Source organism: Streptomyces sp. CB03238 (assembly GCF_002099185.1).
Taxonomy (GTDB): domain Bacteria; phylum Actinomycetota; class Actinomycetes; order Streptomycetales; family Streptomycetaceae; genus Streptomyces.
In genome coordinates this window covers 107363-130066 of record NZ_NBCN01000024.1, presented here as the reverse complement: position 1 = coordinate 130066, position 22704 = coordinate 107363, and the positions used below count along the sequence as shown (strand labels likewise).

13 protein-coding genes are annotated in these 22704 nt (G+C 72.7%); 8 read left to right on the top strand and 5 right to left on the bottom strand.

Going from position 1 to position 22704, the window contains the following annotated elements:
• The 8 genes from BKD26_RS32255 to BKD26_RS32220 form a co-directional block, all read left to right on the top strand.
• Positions 1-2810, top strand: a 2810-nt coding sequence (locus BKD26_RS32255; protein ID WP_143662741.1) for a type I polyketide synthase, incomplete at its 5' end; no start/stop codon positions are given.
• A 27-nt stretch (positions 2811-2837) separates the two neighbouring features.
• Complete coding sequence (locus BKD26_RS32250) at positions 2838-8333, top strand: type I polyketide synthase (protein ID WP_206603746.1); 5496 nt, start codon at positions 2838-2840, stop codon at positions 8331-8333.
• Between the two features lie 33 nt (positions 8334-8366).
• Positions 8367-9641, top strand: a complete 1275-nt coding sequence (locus BKD26_RS32245) for an activator-dependent family glycosyltransferase (RefSeq protein ID WP_084905609.1) — start codon at positions 8367-8369, stop codon at positions 9639-9641.
• Positions 9642-9731: 90 nt separating this feature from the next.
• Complete coding sequence (gene rfbA, locus BKD26_RS32240; protein WP_084905607.1) at positions 9732-10655, top strand: glucose-1-phosphate thymidylyltransferase RfbA; 924 nt, start codon at positions 9732-9734, stop codon at positions 10653-10655.
• Positions 10656-10741: 86 nt separating this feature from the next.
• Positions 10742-11863 (top strand): DegT/DnrJ/EryC1/StrS family aminotransferase, encoded by a 1122-nt coding sequence (locus tag BKD26_RS32235; protein ID WP_084905605.1) that lies wholly within the window; start codon positions 10742-10744, stop codon positions 11861-11863.
• Between the two features lie 26 nt (positions 11864-11889).
• A complete protein-coding gene (locus BKD26_RS32230) occupies positions 11890-12492 on the top strand; it encodes a dTDP-4-dehydrorhamnose 3,5-epimerase family protein (protein ID WP_084905603.1) in 603 nt (200 codons plus the stop codon).
• Positions 12489-13484, top strand: coding sequence for an NAD-dependent epimerase/dehydratase (locus tag BKD26_RS32225; RefSeq protein ID WP_206603745.1), 996 nt, complete (start codon positions 12489-12491; stop codon positions 13482-13484). Before BKD26_RS32230 ends, BKD26_RS32225 begins: the two co-directional genes overlap by 4 nt.
• Positions 13481-14881 (top strand): NDP-hexose 2,3-dehydratase family protein, encoded by a 1401-nt coding sequence (locus tag BKD26_RS32220; protein WP_084905599.1) that lies wholly within the window; start codon positions 13481-13483, stop codon positions 14879-14881. The genes BKD26_RS32225 and BKD26_RS32220 overlap by 4 nt, the downstream gene beginning before the upstream one ends.
• Before the next feature lie 72 nt (positions 14882-14953).
• On the opposite strand, the gene rfbB is transcribed toward BKD26_RS32220, so the two are convergent.
• The 5 genes from rfbB to BKD26_RS32195 all read right to left on the bottom strand — a co-directional run bounded on the left by rfbB (position 14954) and on the right by BKD26_RS32195 (position 22673).
• Positions 14954-15937 carry a dTDP-glucose 4,6-dehydratase gene (gene rfbB, locus BKD26_RS32215; protein ID WP_084905597.1) on the bottom strand — a complete coding sequence of 328 codons (984 nt, stop codon included), beginning with the start codon at positions 15935-15937 and terminating at the stop codon, positions 14954-14956.
• Between the two features lie 134 nt (positions 15938-16071).
• The gene (locus BKD26_RS32210) at positions 16072-16887 is read right to left on the bottom strand and encodes an ABC transporter permease (protein WP_084905595.1); all 816 of its coding nucleotides are present in this window, start codon (positions 16885-16887) and stop codon (positions 16072-16074) included.
• Positions 16884-18059, bottom strand: a complete 1176-nt coding sequence (locus BKD26_RS32205; protein ID WP_084905593.1) for an ATP-binding cassette domain-containing protein — start codon at positions 18057-18059, stop codon at positions 16884-16886. The genes BKD26_RS32210 and BKD26_RS32205 overlap by 4 nt, the downstream gene beginning before the upstream one ends.
• A gap of 113 nt (positions 18060-18172) precedes the next feature.
• Positions 18173-21601, bottom strand: coding sequence for a substrate-binding domain-containing protein (locus BKD26_RS32200; protein WP_084905591.1), 3429 nt, complete (start codon positions 21599-21601; stop codon positions 18173-18175).
• A 109-nt stretch (positions 21602-21710) separates the two neighbouring features.
• The gene (locus BKD26_RS32195) at positions 21711-22673 is read right to left on the bottom strand and encodes a right-handed parallel beta-helix repeat-containing protein (RefSeq protein WP_084905589.1); all 963 of its coding nucleotides are present in this window, start codon (positions 22671-22673) and stop codon (positions 21711-21713) included.
• Positions 22674-22704: the final 31 nt, after the last annotated feature.

Here is a 22704-nt window from a genome sequence, read left to right as displayed (position 1 = left end):
CCTTCCAACGCGAACGCTACTGGCTGGAGGCATCCCGGTCCCGAGCGGGCGACATGCACGCGGCCGGGCTGGAAAACACGGGTCACGCCCTGCTCGGCGCGGCGGTTCCGCTGGCCGGATCGGGTGGCCATGTGTTCACCGCCCGCCTATCGACCCGCAAGCATCCGTGGCTCGCCGAGCACCGCGTCGGCGGCGTGGTTCCGGTGCCCGGCGCCGCGCTCGTCGAGTGCCTGATCCGGGCGGGCGACGAGGTCGGCTGCGGCACCCTCGAGGAACTGGTCATCGTCTCGCCGGTCGTCCTGCCGGAGAACGGAGAGCTCCAGCTCCAGGTGTCCGTCGGCGCGGCCGCGGACGACGGACGGCGCAGCGTCGCCGTCCACGGGCGCGGCGACGCGCTGGGGGAGTGGACGACACACGCCACGGGCGTCCTCGGCACCGTGTCGGAGGAGGCGGCCGACGGACAACTGGCGGTGTGGCCTCCCGCCGGGAGCCAGCCGGTCGACGTCACGGGACTGTACGACGGACTGGCGGCGACCGGCCTGGAGTACGGGCCGGCCTTCCAGGGCATCCGTGCGGCCTGGCGACGCGGCGACGAGGTGTTCACCGAGGTCGAGCCGGAGACCGCGCCTGACACGGCCGGGTTCACCCTCCACCCCGCGCTGTTCGACGCGGCTGTCCACTCGGCCGCGCTGGCCGGGGACGCGGCCGAGCCCAAACTGCCGTTTTCCTGGAGCGGTGTCACCCTGTATGCGGGGGAGGCGTCCGCACTGCGGGTACGCGTCACCCGCACCGGCACGGACGCGTTCGCCGTGCTCGCCACGGACGGCGACGGGCGGCCCGTGCTGACGATCGACTCGCTCCACGTACGGCCTCTGGCTGGGACCGTGACCCGCACGCCCGAGCACCTGCACCGCCCCGAATGGGTGGAGATCACCGTCGACGGCACCGCGGTTCCGGCGGGCGGCGGTGACTGGGCCGTGGCGGGCGACGACCCGTTCGGCGTGGCCGAGGCACTCGGGGCCGAGACGGAACGCTTCGCGGACCTGGGCGGGCTCGGCACGGCGCTGGACGCGGGCCGGCCGGCTCCCGCCGTGGTGTTCGTGCCCGTCCCGGCGACCGGCGGGGCGCTGGAGGCGACCGTCCGTACACTCGGGACGATCCAGGCCTGGCTCGCCGACGCGCGGTACACGGACGCCAAGCTCGTGTTCGTGAGCCGCGGCGCGGTCATTGGGGACACGGCCGTCCCCGGTACGCCGAACGGGCCGGACGCTCTCGCGATCGCCGCCGCGTGCGGGCTCGTACGGACGGCCCAGACGGAACACCCGGGCCGGTTCCTGCTGGTGGACCTCGACCCTGCCGAGGCCCGGCCCGCGCCCCTACTCGCCGGTGTCGTCGCGCAGGGCGAGCCCCAGGTCGCCCTGCGCGGAGGGGCGGTGCTGGCCCGGCGGCTGGTCCGCGCCCGTACGACCGACGCGCAGGCGCCGGAATGGGGCGACAGCGTGCTGATCACTGGTGGCACCGGGACGCTGGGCGGACTGGTGGCGCGGCACCTCGTCACGGCGCACGGCGTCCGCCGCCTCGTCCTGGCCAGCCGCCGGGGCCCGGACGCGCCCGGCGCGGCGGAACTCGTCGCCGAGCTGACCGCCCTGGGCGCCGACGTCACCGCCGTCGGTGTCGACCTCACCGATCGCGGGGCCGTCGCGGCCCTGCTCGCCGACCACCCGGTGACGGGCGTCGTGCACGCCGCCGGGGTCGTCGCCGACGGCACCGTCGAGTCGCTCACCCCCGCCGACGTCGCCACGGTGTTCCGGCCGAAGGTCGACGTGGCCACGCGCCTGGACGAATTGACCCGGGACAGCGGGCTGAGCGCCTTCGTGCTGTTCTCGTCGATCGCGGGCGTCCTCGGCACCCCGGGCCAGGGCAACTACGCGGCGGCCAACTCCTTCCTCGACGCGCTGGCCGAACGGCGGCGCGCCGCCGGGCTGCCGGCCACCTCGATCGCCTGGGGCCTGTGGGAGGAGTCCAGCAGGATGACCGAGGGGCTGGCCGAACAGGACCGGCGCCGTATGTCCTCGGCCGGCGTCCTGCCGATCCTGAGTGGCCAGGGCCTCGCCCTGCTGGACGACGCGCACGCCTCCGGCGAACCGGTCCTGGCGGCCATGCGCCTCGACCAGGAGGCGCTGCGGGCCCGCGCCCAGGACGGGACGCTCCCCACCCAGCTGCGAGACCTCGTGCCGGTCCGGTCCCGCCGGACCGCGGCGGCCGGGCGCGGGGCGGAACCCGCCCTCGCGCGCCGACTGCGCGGCCTGCCCGCGGCACAGCGCGCCCAGGCGGCGGTGGCGGCCGTGGTCGCCGAGACGGCGGCCGTGCTGGGACACACCGGTACGGACGCGGTGAAGGCCGGGCGGGACTTCAAGGAGCTGGGCTTCGACTCGCTCACCGCCGTGGAACTGCGCAACCGGCTCGACGCGGCCACCGGGCTGCGGCTGCCCGCCAGCATCGTGTTCGACCACCCCAACCCGCGGGCGGTCGCCGAGTTCCTGCTCACCCAGCTCGAGCCGGCCGGCACCGGCACGGCGTCGGAGTCCGACGTCCGTGACGCGCTCGCCGGAATCCCGCTGGAGCGGTTGCGCGAGGCCGGACTGCTGGACCGGCTCCTGGCACTCGCGGACAGTCCGGCGACCGGAACCCGGGGCGCCCAGGACACCCCTGACGGCCCCGACGCCCCCGACCCCCGACGTACCGAAGACCAGATCGACTCGATGGACGCCGACGACCTGGTGGCCATGGCCCTCGGGCACGATGCCTGACGCCCCGTCGCTGAAGAGGATGGAACATTGACGAACTCCGACAGCCGGATCGTGGAAGCGCTGCGGGCGTCGCTCAAGGAGACCGAGCGGCTCCGCGAACAGAACCGTGAACTCGTCGCGGCCGCCTCCGAACCGATCGCGATCATCGGCATGAGCTGCCGCTACCCCGGCGGCGTGGCCTCCCCCGAGGACCTGTGGCAGCTTGCCGTGAACGGCACCGACGTCATCGGCCCGTTCCCCGACGACCGGGGCTGGGACCTGGCCAACCTGTTCGACGACGACCCGGACAGCAAGGGCCGCACGTACGCCCGCGGCGCCGGCTTCCTGACCGGAGTGGCCGACTTCGACCCGGCCTTCTTCGGGATTTCGCCGCGTGAGGCCATCACGATGGACCCGCAGCAGCGGCTGCTGCTGGAGGTGTCGTGGGAGGCCATCGAGCGGGCCCGCATCGACCCCGGCTCGCTGCGCGGCAGCCGCACCGGCGTCTTCGCCGGGATCATGGCCAGTACGTACGGCATGCGGCAGCTGATGGCGCCGGGCGGGGCAGGCGAGTACGAGGGCTACCTCGGCAACGGCAGCCTCGGCAGCGTCACCTCTGGCCGGGTGTCGTACACGCTGGGCCTGGAGGGGCCAGCCGTCACGGTGGACACCGCCTGCTCGTCGTCGCTCGTGGCGATCCACCTGGCGGTACAGTCGCTGCGCCGGGGGGAGAACACCCTGGCCCTGGCCGGCGGTGCCACGGTGATGTCTACGCCGTCCCTGTTCATCGAGTTCAGCCGGCAGCGGGCGCTCTCGCCGGACGGGCGCTGCAAGTCCTTCTCCTCGACGGCCGACGGCACCGGCTGGTCCGAGGGCGTCGGTGTGGTGCTGCTGGAGCGCCTGTCGGACGCCCGGCGCAACGGACACCCCGTGCTGGCGGTCATCCGCGGCTCGGCCGTCAACCAGGACGGCGCGTCGAACGGCCTGACCGCGCCCAACGGGCCGTCGCAGCAGCGGGTGATCCGGGCGGCGCTGAGCGACGCCGGGCTGCCGTCCACCGAGGTGGACGCCGTCGAGGCGCACGGCACCGGCACGCGCCTGGGCGACCCCATCGAGGCACAGGCCCTGCTGTCCACCTACGGGCAGGGGCGCGAACGGCCTCTGTGGCTCGGCTCGTTGAAGTCGAACACCGGCCACACCCAGGCCGCCGCCGGTGTGGGCGGAGTGATCAAGATGGTCCAGGCGATGCGGCACGGCGTCCTGCCCCGCACGCTGCACGTGCAGGAGCCCACCCCGCAGGTCGACTGGTCGGCCGGTGACGTACGCCTGCTGACCGAGCGCATGCCGTGGCCCCAGGTGGACCGGCCCCGGCGCGCCGGCGTCTCCGCGTTCGGCGTCAGCGGCACCAACGCCCACGTCATCCTCGAGGAGGCCCCCGAGGAGGCACCGACGACCGACGCCGCGCCCGTATCCGTACCCGTGCCCGCCGCGGCGCCGGCGCCCGCCCTGTGGCCGCTGTCCGCCCCCGACGGCCCGGCGCTGCGCGGACAGGCCGCCCGCCTGGCGTCCTTCCTGGCCGAGTCGGACGCCGACCCGGCCGACATCGGATGGTCCCTGGCCACTACCCGGGCCGCCCTGGACCACCGCGCCGTCGCCATCGGCAACGACCGCGCCGAGCTGCTCGCGACGCTCTCGGCTGTCGCCGACGGCGTCACCGGAACCGTCACCGGCCGCGTCACCGAAGGCGGCGTGGTGTTCGTCTTCCCCGGCCAGGGCAGCCAGTGGACCGGCATGGGCCGCGAACTCATGGCGGCGTCGCCCGAGTTCGCCACCTCGATGCGACGGTGCGCCGACGCGCTCGCCGCACACGTGGACTGGGACCTTCTGGACGTCCTGGACGACGAGGAGGCATTGCGGCGCGTCGACGTCGTACAGCCCGCCCTGTTCTCCGTGATGGTGTCCCTCGCGGCCCTGTGGCGAGCCCACGGCATCGAACCGGCCGCCGTCGTCGGCCACTCACAGGGCGAGATCGCCGCCGCGCACGTCGCCGGCGCGCTGAGCCTGGAGGACGCCGCGCGGGTGGTGACGCTGCGCAGCCAGGCCATCGCGGCCACCCTCGCCGGGCACGGCGGCATGGTGTCCGTGCCGCGCTCTGCCGAGGACACCGCCGCGCTCATCGCACCCTGGGACGGCCAGCTCACCGTCGCCGCCTGCAACGGTCCGAGCAGCACCACGGTGGCGGGGGACGCCGGCGCGGTCGAGGACCTGCTCGCCCGGTGCGAGGAGCAGGGCGTACGGGCCCGGCGCGTCCCCGTCGACTACGCGTCCCACAGCCGGCACGTCGAGTCCCTCCACGACCGGCTGCTGAAGGAGCTGGACGGGATCCGCCCGCAGCGGCCCGTCGTCCCGTTCTACTCCAGCCTGACCGGCGCCCTCCTCGACGAGACCCCGCTGACGGCGGCGTACTGGTACGAGAACCTCCGCAACCGGGTCGAGTTCGCGCAGGCCACCGATGCGCTGCTCGACGACGGCCACCGGCTGTTCATCGAGTGCAGCGCCCATCCCGTCCTCACGGTCGCCCTCCAGGAGACGGTCGACCGGGCGGGCGCCGACGCCGCCGTACTCGGCTCCCTCCGCCGCGACCACGGAGGCCCGGACCGCTTCCTGACGTCCGTGGCCACCGCCCACGTCCACGGTGCGGAACCCTCCTGGACGGCCGTCCACGGCCAGGGCCGCCGACGGGTCGACCTGCCCACGTACGCCTTCCAGCGGCAGAGGTTCTGGCTCGCCGGACCCGCCGCGGCGGGCGGCGACGCGGCTTCCCTCGGCCTGGACGCCCCCGACCACGCCCTGCTGGGCGCGGGCACCGCCCTGCCCGGCTCGGGCGGTTACCTGTTCACCTCCCGGCTCGCGCTGAACACCCAGCCCTGGCTGGCCGACCACATGGTCCACGGCGTGGCCGTCCTGCCGGGCACCGCCCTGGTCGAGCTCGCCGTACGGGCAGGGGACCAGGTGGGGCACCCGGTGGTGGAGGAGCTGACGGTCCTCGCACCGCTCACCGTCCCCGCCACCGGTGGCGTTCTGCTCCGCGTCACGGTCGAGGGCGGCGGTGACGGCGACGGCACCCGTACCCTCCAGGTCCACGCACGGCACGAGGACGAGCCCGACGACGCCGAGTGGACCCTCCACGCCACCGGCACCCTGGGGCGCGGGAGCGGCACCGAGCCGGTGATCCTGCGCGTATGGCCGCCCGCCGCCCCTGAGCTGGACGTCACCGGCCTGTACGGCTCCCTGCGGGACACCGGCCTGGACTACGGCCCCGCCTTCCGGGGGCTGCGCCGGGTCTGGCGCGCCGGTGACGAAACCTTCGCCGAGGTCACCCTGCCCGAGGAGGTCGGTCAGGACGGCTTCGTCCTGCACCCGGCACTCTTCGACGCCGCGCTGCACGCCGTCGCCGCCACCGGGCCCGCCGGGGCGCCGGAAGAGCGGGGCACGGAAGACGCGGCGCCGGAGCCCCTGATCCCGTTCGTCTGGTCGGGAGTCCGCCTGTACGCCGGGCGCGCGCGCAGCGTGCGCGTACGCCTCACGAGGGCGGGGGAGAACACGCTGACGATCGACGTCTGCGACACCGAAGGCTCCCCGGTCGCCTCCGTGACGTCGGTCGTCGCCCGGCCCCTGGCCGCGGCACGGCTGGACGGCACCGGGCAGGCCACCGCGACCCTCCTGCCGTACCGGCCGGACTGGCAGCCGGTGCCCGCACCGCAGCAGCCGGTGGACCTGCTCCTGGTGGACGATCTCGACGACGTGCCCATGGAGGGTGCCCCCGGCCACATCGCCGTCCGGCTTGTCACGGACCCCGCCGCGCCCCCCGCCGACACCGCCCGTGCCCACACCCACCGGGTGCTCGGGCTGCTCCAGCGCTGGGCCGCGGAGCCACGCTTCGCCGACACCCGGCTGGTCGTCCTCACCCGGGGCGCGGCCGGTGACGACGCCACGGACCCGGCGCAGGCCGCGGTATGGGGGCTGGTGCGCTCCGCCCAGTCCGAACACCCGGGGCGGTACGTCCTCGTCGACGAAAACCCCCGCACCGGCACGGACGAGGGCCTGCTCACGGTCGCCACCGCCATCGCCACCGGCGAGCCGCAACTGCGCGTCCGCGACGGCGTCTCGCAGGCGCTGCGCCTGCGCCGCACGGATCCGCCGACGGCCGGGGAACGCGCGCTCGCCGGTCCCGACGGCACCGTCCTGATCACCGGCGGCAGCGGCGGACTCGGCAGGCTGCTCACCCGGCACCTGGCGACCCGGTACGGCGTGCGCCACCTGACTGTCCTCTCGCGCCGGGGCCCCGCCGCGCCCGGTACGCGGGAACTGGCCGCCGAACTCGCCGAGTCGGACACGGCCGTGACCTTCATGGCCTGCGACGTCTCTGACCGGGACGCCCTGGCCGCCGCTCTGGGCGCCCTCGACCGGCCGCTGCACGCGGTGGTCCATGCCGCGGGCGTCCTGGACGACGGGGTGATCGAGACGCTCACCCCGGACCGGATCGACACCGTCCTCGCCCCCAAAGCCGACGCCGCCGCCCACCTGGACGAGTTGACCCGCGACAGCGACCTGCGGGCGTTCGTGCTCTTCTCCTCCGTGGCGGGCATTGTCGGCGGCCTCGGTCAGGGCAACTACTCCGCCGCCAACACCTTCCTGGACGCCCTCGCGACCGCGCGGCGGCACCGTGGTCTTCCCGCGACCTCCCTGGCGTGGGGACTGTGGGAACAGGACAGCGACATGACGGCGCACCTCGGCACCGGCCGGCGCGGCCGGCTGGCGCGCGGCGGTCTGCTGCCCCTTACCGACGAGCAGGGCCTCGCCCTGTTCGACGCCACCCTCCTCGTCGACGACGCCGTCCAGGTCCCCGTCCGCCTCGACCCCAAGGCCCTGCGGGACGCGGACGGCCTGCCGCCGGTCCTCCGTGACCTGGCCACGGGCCCGGCCCGCCGCACGGCCGCGTCCGCCCCGACCGGTGGCCCGGGCCTCGCCGAGCGGCTCGCGCAGCTCCCGCCGACCGGCCGCGAGCAGGCGCTCGCCGACCTCGTGTACGCGGAGATCGGCGGCGTACTCGGGCACGGGACGGGCCTCGTGGACCCGACACGGCCCTTCAAGGACCTCGGCTTCGACTCCCTGACTGCGGTCGAGCTGCGCAACCGGCTGTCGGCCGCGACCGGGCTGCGGCTGCCGACGACGCTGGTGTTCGACCACCCGACACCGGCGGCGCTGCTCGCCTCCGTCCGCACCCGGCTGCTGGGGGAGGCGCCCGCCCCCTCCGAGGCGCTGCTCGCCGAACTCGACCGGATCGACGGGGCGTTCGCCGCCATGGAGACGAGCGGCGACGAACGGTCCGCGCTCACCGCCCGGCTCCAGACGCTGCTGGCGAAGTGGCGGGCCGCCGACGACGCCCCCGCCGAAGACGCGTCCGCCGCGAGGGGGGTCATCGAGAACGCCAGCGATGACGAGATGTTCGCGCTCATCGACACCGAGATCGGTTCCGCGTGACCTACCGCAGCACAGAGAGGAGTGAGGACCGCCGTGCGCGTCATCTTCACATCGTTCGCCCTGGACGCCCATTTCCTGGGACAGGTCCCGCTCGCCTGGGCCCTCCGCTCGGCCGGGCACGAGGTTCGAGTGGCCAGCCAGCCCTCGCTCACCCGCACCATCACCGCCGCCGGCCTGACCGCCGTACCGGTCGGTGACGACCACGCCTGGCACGAGGCGATGGCGGGCGCCCGGGGCGACGGCACCGAGGAGGGCTGGGACGCCATGCTGGACCTCGACCCGGCCCGGCCGGAGGTCCACCACTGGGAGGTGCTACGGGCCGTCCAGGCACAGATCACCGAGCGGTTCCTGGCCCCCGCCAACAACGACTCGATGGTCGGCGACCTGGTCTCTTTCGCCCGCTCCTGGCGCCCGGACCTGGTGCTCTGGGAGCCCTTCACACCCGCCGGGGCGATCGCCGCGGAGGTGGTCGGGGCGGCACACGCGCGGCTGCTGTGGGGCGCGGACCTCTTCCTCGACCAGCGGCAGGCGTTCCTGCGCGAGCTGGAGCACCGGCCCGCCGCACAGCGCGACGACCCGGCCGCCGCATGGCTCGGCCGGCTGCTCGACCGGTACGGGCTGGTCTTCGACGAGAGGATGCTGCGGGGCCAGTGGACGGTCGATCAGATGCCCGCCGGCATCCGGCTGCCGCTCGACGGGCACACCGTGCCGATGCGCTACCTGCCGTACAACGGCACGGCCGTCGTCCCGGACTGGCTGCGCGAGCCGCCGGCCCGGCCCCGGATCTGCCTCACCCTCGGTATCACCGGCCGGGACGGGGCCGACTTCCTGGGTGTGCCGCTGGCCAGGCTGTTCGAGGCGGTCGCCGACCTCGACGCAGAGATCGTCGCGACGCTCAACGCCGCCCAGCGCGAGCAGATCCCGAACCTGCCGGACAACGTGCGCGCCGTCGACTTCGTCCCGCTGCACGCCCTCCTGCCGACCTGCTCGGCCATCGCCCACCACGGCGGGGCGGGCACCTGGTCGACCGCTTGCGCCTCCGGCGTCCCCCAGCTCGTCTTCCCCTCCGTGTGGGACGACTTCTACCGGGCGCGGCGCACGGCGGAACTGGGCGCGGGAATCGTCATTCAGCCCAAGAAACTTTTCTCTGAGGCGCTGCGGGAAAGCCTGCGGCGACTACTGGACGAGCCGTCCTTCTCGGACGGTGCCGAACGCCTCCGCCGCGACATGCTGGCCGATCCGGCTCCGAGTGACGTGGTACCGCTGCTGGAGAAACTCACGCTGGAGAACCAGGAATCCGGATGGTGAGTCGGCTCCGGAGCGGGAGCGGGGTTCAAGCGCAGCGAAAGAGACGACTGCAACATCGACCGAGTACATCGGAAACGGGGCTTTGGTGTCATGCGTGGAATTCTTCTGGCGGGCGGAACGGGATCGCGGCTCTGGCCGCTCACCCTGACGGTGTCGAAACAGCTCATTCCCGTCTATGACAAACCCATGGTCTATTACCCGCTGTCCACACTGATGATGGCCGGGGTGACCGAGGTGCTGATCGTCACCACCCACCGCGACCAGGAACAGTTCCGCCGGCTCCTCGGCGACGGACACCAGTGGGGCATGGACCTCCAGTACGCCGTACAGAACCAACCCGGCGGCATAGCCGAGGCGTTGCTGCTCGGGGCGCGCTTCATCGGCGACCAGCCGGTGGCGCTGATCCTCGGCGACAACATCTTCCACGGCAACGGACTGGGCACCAAGCTGTCCGAGAACAAGGGACTCACCGGCGCCCGCATCTTCGCCTACCCGGTCGCCGACCCGTCCCAGCTCGGAGTCGTGGAATTCGACGAGTACGGAAAGGCGATCTCCCTGGAGGAGAAGCCTCTGCGGCCCAAGTCCCGATACGCCGTACCCGGTCTGTACTTTTACGCCCCCGACGTCGTCGACATCGCCAGGGGACTGCGGCCCAGCGCCCGCGGGGAACTGGAGATAACCGCGGTGAACGAGGAGTACCTGCGGCGCGGAAACCTTCAGGTGACCGTGCTCGACCGGGGCGCCGCCTGGCTCGACACCGGAACATTCGAAGCGCTGGTCCAGGCCTCCGAATACGTCCGGGTGGTGGAACAGCGTCAGGGTCTCAAGATAGGCTGCGTCGAAGAGGTCGCATGGCGAATGGGTCTCATCGACGACGCCCAACTGCGGATTCTCGCAAGGCGTCTGCTCAAAAGCGGTTACGGCGACTACCTCCTAGACCTGCTGGGACGGCCCAACGGCCCCCACGAGGAGACCGGAAGGCGCACGCGGACCGCCGCGGGGGCCGCCCGTTGAACCCGCGCACCCCGCACCCAGAACCTTCAGCCCCGGCCGACGGGTTCCCGGCCACGCACGCACCCAACGAAACACGAGGAGTACCCGTGACCACCTATGTCTGGGACTATCTGCCGGAGTACGAGAAGGAGAAGGACGACATCCTCTCCGCCGTCGAGAAGGTGTTCTCCTCCGGCCGCCTGGTGCTCGGCGACAGCGTCCAGGGCTTCGAGCGGGAGTTCGCCGACTACCACGGCGTCGACCACTGCACCGGTGTCGACAACGGCACCAACGCCCTGAAGCTCGCTCTGGAAGCCCTCGGCGTCGGCCCCGGTGACGAGGTCATCACCGTGTCCAACACCGCGGCGCCCACGGTCGTCGCCATCATGGGCGCCGGTGCGACCCCCGTGTTCGTGGACGTCCGTGAGGAGGACTTCCTCATGGACACGGACCAGGTCGAGGCCGCGATCACACCGCGCACCAAGGTGCTCCTGCCGGTCCACCTCTACGGCCAGTGCGTCGACATGGCCCCGCTCAAGCGGATCGCCGAGAAGCACGGCCTGAAGATCCTGGAGGACTGCGCCCAGGCCCACGGCGCCCGCCACCACGGCAGCCTTGCCGGCACGATGAGCGACGCCGCGGCGTTCTCCTTCTACCCGACCAAGGTTCTCGGCGCCTACGGGGACGGCGGCGCGGTGATCACCGCCGACGACGACACCGACCGCGCCCTGCGGCAGTTGCGCTACTACGGCATGGAGAAGGTCTACTACGTCGTCCGCACGCCGGGGCACAACTCCCGTCTGGACGAGGTCCAGGCCGAGATCCTGCGCACCAAGCTCGCCCGTCTCGACAGCTACATCGAGGGCCGCAACGTGGTGGCCCGGCGCTACGAAGAGGGCCTCGCCGACCTGACCGGCCCCGGCCGCCTCCAGCTGCCCACCACCAACGACGGCAACACCCACGTCTACTACGTATACGTCGCCCGCCACCCGCGCCGCGACGACATCATCGAGGCGCTCAAGGCCCACGACATCTCCCTCAACATTAGCTACCCGTGGCCCGTGCACACCATGTCGGGCTTCGAGCACCTGGGCTGGCGCAAGGGCTCCCTGCCCGTCACCGAGAAGCTCGCCGGGGAGATCTTCTCCCTGCCGATGTACCCGTCGCTGCCCGAGGCCGTGCAGGAGAAGACCATCGCGTCCCTGCGCGACGTCCTGGGCGCGCTGTGACCACCCCACCGGAAGGAACGACCACCATGCAGGTGCAGAGCCTGGACATCGAGGGCGCCTTCGCGTTCACGCCGCCCGTCTACAAGGACCACCGGGGCCTGTTCTCGTCCCCGTACCAGGACGCCGCCTTCACCGGCGGCGTCGGCCACACGATCTTCCCCGTCCGCGACATCAGCCACAACGTCTCCGCACGGGGCGTGCTGCGCGGTGTCCACTTCACCAAGACCCCTCCGGGCCGTGCCAAGTACGTCTACTGCCCGCACGGCAGGGTGCAGGACTTCCTGATCGACCTGCGCCTCGGCTCCCCGACGTTCGGCCGGTGGCTGACGACCGAGCTGAGCGGTGACACCTGCAAGGCCCTGTACGTCCCGGACGGGGTCGGACACGCCTTCCTGTCACTCCAGGACGACTCGATGGTCGTGTACGTGATGGCCGGCGGTTACATACCGGAGAACGAGTACGCGATCACGCCGTTCGACCCGGAACTGGGTCTGGTCCTGCCCGAGGGCTTCGACTTCGCCCAGTCCGACCGGGACAGCGTGGCACCCACCCTCGCCGAGGCCAGGGAGCTGGGCATGCTCCCGACCTACGAGGACTGCAAGAAGGTCGAGGCCGCACTGTGGGGATGAGCACCCCGCTGATCACCCTGCTCGGCGCGACCGGCTTCATCGGCTCCGCCGTACTGCGTGAGCTGGCCGGCGGGCCGGTGCGGGTCAGGGCCGTCTCCCGGCGGCCCGCCCCCGTCCCCGCCGGCGCCCGCGCCGACATCGAGGTACGCGCGGCGGACCTCACCCGCCCCGGCGAAGTGGCCGCGGCCGTCGACGGGGCCGACGTCGTCATCCACACCGTCCTCTACAGCGCTGCCACCTCCACCTGGCGCATCGAGGACGGCGACACCGAGGCCGAGCGGATCAACGTCGGACTCGTCCGTGACCTCGTCACCGCCCTCGCCGACCGGGGCACCGGCCCGCGCGCCAAGGTCCTGTTCACCGGCACGGTGGGCCAGGCCGGCCCGACCGGGGGCAAAGTACTCGACGGCAGCGAGCCGGATCGGCCGTCCGGGGAGTACGACCGCCAGAAGCTCGCAGCGGAGCAGTTCCTCATGGCCGCCCACAACCGTGGCGTGCTGCTCGGGACGTCCCTGCGTCTGCCCACCGTGTTCGGGTCGGGGCCCCACTCCACCGCCCACGACCGCGGCGTCGTCTCCGCGATGACCCGCCGGGCGCTGGCCGGTGAGCCGATCACCATGTGGCACGACGGCACGGTCCGCCGTGACCTGGTGTACGTCGACGACGTGGCCCGCGCCCTGGTCACGGCAGCCGGCTGCCCCGAGGCGCTCGCCGGCCGTCACTGGCTGATCGGCACCGGTGTCGCCCGGCCGCTCGGCGAGGTCTGCCGGCAGGTCGCCGACCTGGTCGCGGAACGCACGGGCAAACCGCCGGTACCGGTGCTGTCCGTGGACCCGCCGGCCCACGCGGACCCCGGCGACTTCGCCGACATCGCCGTCGACGTGTCGGCGTTTCGCGACGCCACCGGCTGGAGCCCGCGCACCCCGCTCGAGGAGGCGCTGCGCCGCACCGTCGCCCACTTGGCGGACGAGCGGGAACGGCAGGTGTCATGAGCGCCGGCACAGCCGCCGAGACCCTGCTGCGCCCCCGCGTGGAGCAGTCGCTGTCCACCCGGCTCGCCCGGTCGGCGGCCGCGACGGGGAGCGGCTGCCACCTGCGTACGGACGAGGTCGCCGACTGGCTGACCGAGCGCGCCCGCGCCCACCACTTCAAGGTGGAGCGGGTGCCGCTCGACGGCCTGGACGGCTGGTCGTTCGCGCCCGGCACGGGCGACCTGCGCCACCACACCGGCAGGTTCTTCTCCGTGGTGGGCCTCTCGGTCACCGTGGGGGACGGCGCCATACCGGACTGGCGTCAGCCGATCATCCACCAGCCGGAGGTCGGCATCCTCGGCATCCTCGCCAAGGAGTTCGACGGGGTCCTCCACTTCCTGATGCAGGCCAAGATGGAGCCGGGCAACCGCAACCTGCTCCAGATCTCGCCGACCGTCCAGGCCACCCGCAGCAACTACCAGAGGGTGCACAAGGGCTCCGGCGTCACGTATCTGGAGCACTTCACCGACCGGAGCGGGGGCCGGATCCTCAGCGACTCGCTCCAGTCGGAGCACGGCTCGTGGTTCTACCGCAAGGCGAACCGCAACATGCTGGTCGAGACCGACGCCGAGGTCCCTGTCCACCTCGACTACTGCTGGCTGACTCTGGGCCAGATCGGGGAACTGCTGAGGCTCGACAACCTCGTCAACATGGACGCCCGTACGGTCATCTCCTGCTTCCCGCTCGCGGAACCCGGCACGGGCGCGCTGCGCTCCGACACGGAGCTGCTCTCGTGGTTCACCGCGGAGCGGGCCCGCCACGAGGTGGAGGTGCGCACGATACCGCTGGCCGACGTCGACGGCTGGGAGCGCGACGCGCACGGTCTCGCACGGCCCGACGGTCGCTACTTCCGCGTGACGGGCGTCGCGGTCGAGGCGGGCAGCCGCGAGGTCACCGGCTGGTCGCAGCCCCTGATCGAGCCGTGTGGCACGGGCATCGCCGCCTTCCTGTACCGCGTCATCGGTGGCGTACCGCACCTGCTGGTCCACGCCAAGGTGGAGGCTGGCTTCCTCGACAGGGTCGAACTGGCCCCGACGGTCCAGGCCACGCCGAGCAACTGGCAGCACCTGCCGCGGAAGCTGCGTCCTCCGTTCCTCGACACGGTCCTCGCCGCGGCGGAGGAGGGCAGGGTCCGCTACGAGGCGGTCCACTCGGAGGAGGGCGGCAGGTTCCTCAATGCCGAGATCCGGTACATGTTCGTCGAGGCCGACGACGCCGTGGCCCCGCTGGACCCGGGGCCCGGATACCAGTGGGCGACGCCGGACCAGCTGAGCACGCTCTCCTCGCACGGCCATTATCTGAACGTGCAGGCCCGCACCCTGCTCTCGTGCGTCAACGCGGGGGCCGTGCACCTGTGAGCGGGGGCCTGGCATGAGCGAGCGCCGCCTGTCGGGGACGACAGGCAGCGCGGCTGTTTCACTCGGCCGGTCTCATTCGGCGGCGACGGCGCCGAGCAGCGGCTCCCACCAGGCCTTGTTGTCTCGGTACCAGGCGATGGTGTCCGCGAGCCCTTCGTCGAAGGAAATGAGAGGCTCGTAACCGAGCTCCTCGCGGCTCTTGTCTATGTCCAGCGAATACCGCAGATCGTGCCCCTTACGGTCGGCTACCCGCTCCACCAGTTCCCACCCGGTTCCGGTGGCGCGCAGCAGTTCTCCGACGAGCTGCAGATTGCTCATCTCCTGGCCGCCACCCAAGTGATAGACCTGCCCCGCCCGGCCGTGTGAAAGTGCCAGCCCGATTCCTCTGCAATGGTCACTGACGTGCAGCCAGTCGCGTACATTCTCGCCATCGCCATAAAGTGGGACCAGATTTCCGGCGAGCAGTCGGGTGATGAAAAGGGGAATCACCTTTTCCGGGAACTGGTAGGGGCCGTAGTTGTTGGAGCAGCGCGTGATGACGACGTCCATGCCGTGTGTGCGGTGCTGCGCCAGCACCATGAGGTCGGACGCGGCCTTGGAGGCGGCGTACGGCGAATTGGGCGCCAGCGGCTGCCCGACCGGCCACGTCCCCTGACTTATCGACCCGTACACTTCGTCGGTCGAGACATGCAGAAACCGCCCCACGCCGTGCCGTCGCGCCGCGTCCAGCAACACCTGGGTGCCGAGCACGTTCGTGGTGACGAACGGCTCGGCGTCCGAGATGGACCTGTCCACGTGCGACTCAGCGGCGAAGTGCACGACGGCGTCCTGCCCCGCCGTCACTTCGTCCACGACAGCCGGGTCGCAGATGTCCCCCTGCACGAACGAATAACCCGGCATGCCCGCCACCGGATGCAGATTGGCGAGCACTCCTGAATAGGTCAGCTTGTCCAGCACGGTGACGTGGGAAGCGGTGAGGGCGAGGGAGCCCTTCATCAATTGGCGTACGAACTCCGAGCCGATGAATCCGGCTCCGCCGGTTACGAGAATACGCATTGTCCAAAGTTTAGGGCAGTTCGGCGTTCGAAAACAGACCGGTGGAGAGAATGTCGGCAGGCGTTTGCCTGTGAGTCGTCCGACGGAATGCCGCCCTCAGAAGAACGACCCGGATGGCACGGCGGTGCACCGGGTCACACGTCACGCTTCTCCGCGGCGAAGAACGCGCCGGTCATCGCGACGGCGGTCACGGCGAGCAGGATCCACAGCGGTGTCCAGCCGTGCGGGCCCCCCTCGGTCAGTCCCTGCTCGCTGTAGAAGGCGATGAGCAGGCTCGGGATCGAGTACTGCAACAGCACCTTCTGCACGTCGGCGAGCGACTCCGAGAACATGAACATGGCCGCCACCAGCGGCAGCAGCATCACACCGATCATCACGGTGATCGCGCCCGCGGAGTGCCGGATCAGCGCGCCGACGGAGAGGGACAGCAGACCCAGCACGGCGACGAACAGGCCCACGCCGACCGTCGCGCGGAACCACTGCTCACCGGTCGCGGAGCCGGTGCCGACGATGCCGGCCTGCATGGCGGCGACGAGCGCGGCGGTGACCGTGGTGACGGTGAAGGTGAGCAGGAAGAAGACGATGGCCTTGGCGAGCAGCACCCGGCTGCGCGTGGGGCACGCTGTCAGCGTCGTACGGATCATGCCGGTGCCGTACTCGGACGCGATGGTCAGCACGCCGAGCGTGACCACGCACAGGGAGCCGAGCAGGACGCCGTAGAAACCGAGCACGATGACCGACTCGTCGCCCGTGTCGGCGCCGGCGGCGGAGACCGCCACGGCGGCGAGCAGGCCGACGCCGAGCATCAGCACGACCATGACGCCGAGCGTCCACATCGTGGAGCGCACAGAGCGGATCTTGGTCCACTCGGAGGCGAGCGCGTCCCCGAGGTGGGCGCGGCGCACCGGGATGGGGGAGCTGTACTGCTGCTGGTAGGGGGCGGTGGTCATCGGGCGTCCTCGCTCTTGCTCAGGTCTGCGGGGGCGGAGGCGGGGGCTGCGGCGGGCGCGGGCGGCGCGGCGGGCGCAGCCTGGTAGCCCTGCGGCGGCTGCTGGTGTACGCCGGGCTGCTGTACGCCCGCGTACGGGTTCTGCCCGGGCGGCGGCGGGGCGTACCAGCCCTGCTGCGGCACCTCCGGGGCGACGGGCTGCGGCGGCGCGTACCCCATCGGGTCCGGCTGCCGCATCAGCCCGGCCCGCTCGTCGGCCGTCGAGCGGTAGTCCACCGCGCCCTGGGTCAGGCGCATGTACGCCTCCTCCAGCGACGCCTGGTGCGGCGACAGCTCCCACAGGCGTACGTCCGCGCCGTGCGCCAGGTCGCTGATGCGCGGCAGCGGCAGCCCGGTCACGCGCAGGGCGCCGTCCGGCTCCGACATGACCTGCCCGCCGGCCTCGGCGAGCACGCCCATCAGCTTCTCCCGCTGCGCGGGCTCCGTCTGCGGCGTACGGACCCGGGCGAAGTCCGCGGAGTTGGCCGAGATGAAGTCCTTGACGCTCATGTCGGCCATCAGCTGACCGCGGCCGATGACTATCAGGTGCTCGGCGGTCAGGGCCATCTCGCTCATCAGGTGCGACGAGACGAAGACCGTCCGGCCCTCGGCGGCCAGCGCCTTCATCAGGTTGCGTACCCAGAGGATGCCCTCGGGGTCCAGGCCGTTGACCGGCTCGTCGAACAGCAGCACCTGCGGGTCGCCGAGCAGCGCGGCCGCGATACCGAGCCGCTGCCCCATGCCGAGCGAGAACCCGTTGGACCGCTTGCGGGCCACGTCCTGCAGCCCGACCACGCCCAGCACCTCGTCCACCCGGCGCGCCGGGATACCGGCGAGCTGGGCCAGCGACAGCAGGTGGTTGCGCGCGCTGCGCCCGCCGTGCACGGCCTTGGCGTCGAGCAGCGCGCCCACCTGGCGCGGCGCGTTCGGCAACTGCCGGAAGGGGTGCCCCCCGATGGTCACGTGGCCCGACGTCGGCCGGTCCAGGCCGAGGATCATGCGCATGGTGGTCGACTTGCCGGAGCCGTTGGGCCCCAGGAAGCCGGTGACGGTGCCGGGCCGCACCTGGAAGGAAAGGTTGTACACGGCCGTCTTGGCGCCGTAGCGCTTCGTCAGGCCGACTGCCTCGATCATTCTCCAGCCCCATCGACAGGTCGGGTCGCATCAGGGCGCAAGGGCCCCCGTAGGAGGTAAGAGCGTATCGAGCCCTTGACGGTTCCGGCCAAGCCGTAAAAGAGACCGTTCCGTCATGAAGCCTCCCGGTAGACGTGCGGCGCCACGCCCGTCACCTTGCGGAAGACGCGGCTGAAGTAGGCACGGTCGTGGAAGCCGACCGCGCGGGCCACCGCCTGCACGCTCTCGTCGCTGCGGCGCAGCCGTTCCTTCGCGCGCTGCACGCGCAGCCGCGTCAGGTAGTCCCACAGGGTCAGGCCCAGCTCGCGGTGGAAGAGGCGGCCGAGGTGGTTCTCGCTGACGCCGGCCCGCTGGGCGATCTGCCGGCGGGACAGCGGCTGCCGGTAGTACTGCTCGATGTGGGCGAGGGCGTGGCGGACCGGGGCGTGCGAGCGCAGGGCCGCCGGGTCGGTGCGCCGCGCCATCGCCGTGAGCAGGGCGGTCAGCTCGCCGTCGGTGAGGATGCCGCGCCCGAGGAGCACCAGGCCGGGGTACGGCTCCGCACGGTGGACGTCGTCCTGGGTGAACCCGTGGCCGCTGAGCATCAGCACCGGGATGACCGGCAGCCGGCGCGCGGACGCCGTCTCGTACATGCGCTCCACGACGGCGAAGCCGTCCATGTCCGCCAGGTCGCGGGCCACGACGAGGAAACAGGGCAGCTCCTCGGCGAGGAGGGCCGTGGCGGCGGTGCCGTCCGCGGCGGTGCGCACCGTACGCCCCGGGAGGATGCCGGCCAGCAGCCGCCGCAGGCGCTCGCGGTCGGCCGCGTGGCCGTCGGTGACGACGGCCGGCTCGGCCGGCCCCGGGGGGCGCAGGGCGTGCAGCGCCCCGGCGAGGTCACGGCCCCGGACCGGGCCGTACAGCAGGAAGGGGACGTGGCGGCACGCCGGGTGGTCGTGCAGGCGCTGGACGGGCGCCCATTCGTGCGGGCGGGCCTGGCCGACGTCCCAGGCGACGGCGGCCGGGGCGCGGTCGGCCAGGAGCGAGGCGACGTCCTCGTCCGGGTGCAGCCGGTGCGTCGGCAGGCCGTGGTGCCGGGCGATGCCGGTGACCTCGCGCGGCGGCGCGGCGGCGCTCGCCACGAGGAGGGGAGTGCGGCGGCCTCCCCCGCCCGGAGGCCCGGACGCGTCGGCCGGGGTGGGCAGCGGCAGCTCCAGACGGAAGCCGCGCCGCCCCGGGGCGTGGTACACGGTCACGGACCCGCCGTGCAGTACGGCCAGCCGGCGCGCGATCGCCAGGCTGAGCCGCGTCCCGGGGGCGTCGGAGGCGAACGGCTCGAAGAGGTGCTCGGTGTCGCCGGAGGGAAGGGCCAGGTCCGGACTGGTGAGGTGGACGAGCAGGCCGGGGAGGCGTACGCCTGCGGCGAGGGTGAGGGGCGCCGGGCCCTTCGTGAGGGCGGCCGCGGTGGTCAGGAGGTTGCGGAGGATCTGGGCCAGCCGTGGCCCGTCGGCGCGGAGCGCGGGCAGTCGCCGCGGCACCCGCAGCGTCAGGGGCACGCCCGCCCCGTCGGCCGCCTCGGTGAGCAGCGGACTTGGGTCGAGGAGTTCCCGCGACAGGTCCAGGGCGTCGATCTCGGAGCGGGACAGGTCGAGCAGGTCGTCGATGAGCCGCAGCAGGCGGCCCGCGTCGGCGTGCGCGACGCGCAGGGCGGCGGCGGGGTCCTCGGTGCTGCCGGCGGTGCCGGTGTGGCGCAGCATCGTCTCCACCGGGGTGCGCAACTCGTCGGTGGCGTTGTCGAGGAGCCGCGTCTTGAGGCGGTTCGCCTGCTCGGCGGCGTCCCGGGCCCGGCGTACCTCGTCGAACAGGCGGATGCCCTTGAGCGCCGCGCTGATCTGGTCCCCCAGCGCCCGGTACACCGGGCCGCGCCGGGCGGTGCCTCCCTGACCGGGCGAGGCGTCGAACAGGGCGAAGCCGAGCTGCTCGTCGCCGATGTGGAGCGGTTCGGCGACCAGCGTGAACCGGTGGTCGCCGCGCGGCAGCAGGGCGTCCGGGAGGATCCGGTCGACGGGGTACGGGGCGTCCAGGCCGCCCGGCACCGGCTGCGCGGCACGTTCGGCGTGTTCGGCACGCTCGGCACGCGACAGTACGGGACGGGCCACGCCCTCCTCGTCCCCGTACAGCACCAGCCGGCAGCCCGGGACGCCCGTGCCGGGCAGGTGGCGGGCCAGGGCGTCGACGAGGGCGTCGGTGTCGACGGCGGTGGTGAGCGCCGTGCCCAGTTCCCGCAGCCGGCGGGCCTCCTGCTCCTTCACCCACCGCTCGTACTCCAGCAGCCGGTGCGACTTGTCGGCGACCATCAGCCGCGCCTGCCCGAAGAGCCGCTCGGCGTACGACCTGACGGCGGGCGGCAGCGTGGTGAGCGCCGTCTCGCGGGCGCGCAGCAGGGCGGTGTCCCAGGCGGAGGCGTCGTCGAAGGTGCGGACCTCGGTGCCGAGGACGGCCTCCAGCAGGGACAGGAACGCCGCGCCCGACTCCGCATCGAGGTCCGCCCGGAAGGCGGCGGCGAGTTCCTCGGCGGCCCGGGGCGCGGCGGCGAACGGCATGGCGGCGTCCGGCGCGGCGGCGTCCGGCCACGAGGGCCCGGCCGGCCGGCCCTGTGTCACCAGCGGCGAGTGGCAGCCGCAGGACCGGCGCGTGACCAGCGTCCCGGGGACCACGCTGCGCGGGGGTGGCCGCGTCCCGCGCAGCCGCGCCAGCAGGGTGTCCACGGCGAGCGCGCCCAGTTCGGCGAAGGGCAGCGACACGGACGTCAACGGCGGGTCGGCGAGCCGGGCTTCGAGGGAGTCGTTGAACCCGACGACCGCCACGTCCCCGGGCACCCGGATGCCCCGCTGCGTCAGCGAGCGCAGCGCGTCGGCGGCCAGGACGTCGCTGCACGCGACGAGCGCGTCGAAGTCCCGGCCCGGCCGCAGCCCCCGCACGTCCAGCAGGACCCGCAGCGCCGAGGCCCCCGCCCCGCCACCGAAGTCGGCGGTGGCGGCCACCAGGGACGGGTCGGCGGGGAGGTGGTGGCGGGCGACGGCACGGGTGTACGCGCGGTAGCGGTCGAGCGAGACGGGATGGGTCAACGGGCCGCGAATGCAGGCGAGCCGGCGGCGGCCGTGCGTCTCGACGAGGTGGCCGACGGCCTCCCGCATCCCCGCGTGACTGTCGAGCAGCAGCGTCTCGTGCCCGGCCAGGTCCTGGTTGAGGCTGACGACCGGCAGCGCGCCCAGCCGGCGCGCGAGCCGCGAGGCCTGCTCGCTCCCGGCGGGCAGGGCCAGGGTGGAGGTCCAGCAGATCACCCCGTCGAGCCGGTCCTCGCCGATCAGCTCGTACAGCGCGTTGCGGGGGGAGCCCTCCGGCCGCAGCGGCCCGCCCGGCAGGCATACCAGGTCGGCGTCGCCCCGCTCGGCCGCCGCGAGCACCCCGGACCACAGGGTCGCGCCGACGCCCAGGTGGATGTTGGCCGTGACCAGGGCGAGCGTCGGGCGCCGGGCCCGTGCGGGTGCGCCTGCCGCCATGGGCTCTGGACGATAGTGGCGGGTCCCGCGCCCGGACAAGACCCGTGACGCGCCGGGCGACGGCAGCGGTCCCCACCCCTGGGGAGGGTGAGGACCGCCGCGCGCGCCGTCAGATCCTGCCGACGCCCGCACCCGCCGTCACGAGGGACTTCACACTCGACGGGGTGGCCACCGTGTAGCTGTACGGGACGGCCTTCACGGTGCCGCTGGTCTGGCCGGCGCCCGAGTTGACGAAGTGGTTGTTCCGCGCCACCAGCGAGCCGGGGTCGGAGTCGCCCTCACCGACGTGGAACGGGTCGTCGGTGTTCTCGAAGTAGTTGCCCTCGACGAGTACGCCCGCGTTCTCCGTGGAGGCCACGCCGTAGTCGCCGATGTCGCTGAAGTAGTTGTTCAGGACGTGCACCGGGTTGCCGAACCGGACCCGCGGATTGCGCTGCGTGGTGCCGTCGAACCAGTTGTTGACGTACGTCACGCGCAGCTTGCCGGTGTCCTGGCCGCCGTTGCTGTCGGAGTGGCCGAGCAGCATGTTCTTGTTCTGGTCGTGCGTGCGGTTCCACGACACGGTGATGTTGTCGGAGGCGCGCTTGATGTCGACGGCGCCGTCGTAGGCGCCCGAGATGTCGTTGTGGTCGATCCACACCCTGGTGGACTCCTGGACGTTGATCGCGTCGTCGTTGGAGCCGGTGAAGGTCAAATTCTGGATGATGACGTTGGAGACCCCGCTGACGTTGAGGCCGCTGCCGGTGATCCGGCCGGCGGTGCCGACACCGACGACGGTCTTGTTGGCGGCCACCTTCGTCATCGAGCTCAGCGAGATCGTGCCGTTCACCCGCACGGTCACCGGGTCCGTCCGCTGTACGGCGGCGATGAACGCGGAGGCGCTCGACACGGTGACGGTGGCACCGCCCGCGCCGCCCGTCGTCCCGGCGCCGAAGCCGATGGGCCCGGCGGCGGCCACGGCGGCCGGCTCGGCCGCCCCGCTGTTCGCCGCGGTCGTGCCGGTGAGTGCCACCGCTGCCACGGCCGCGGTCGCCGCGCCGGCCAGTTTGTACCGTGCGCTCGTCCTGCGCATGGGAAAACTCCGTCCAATGGGGGATGGGCTG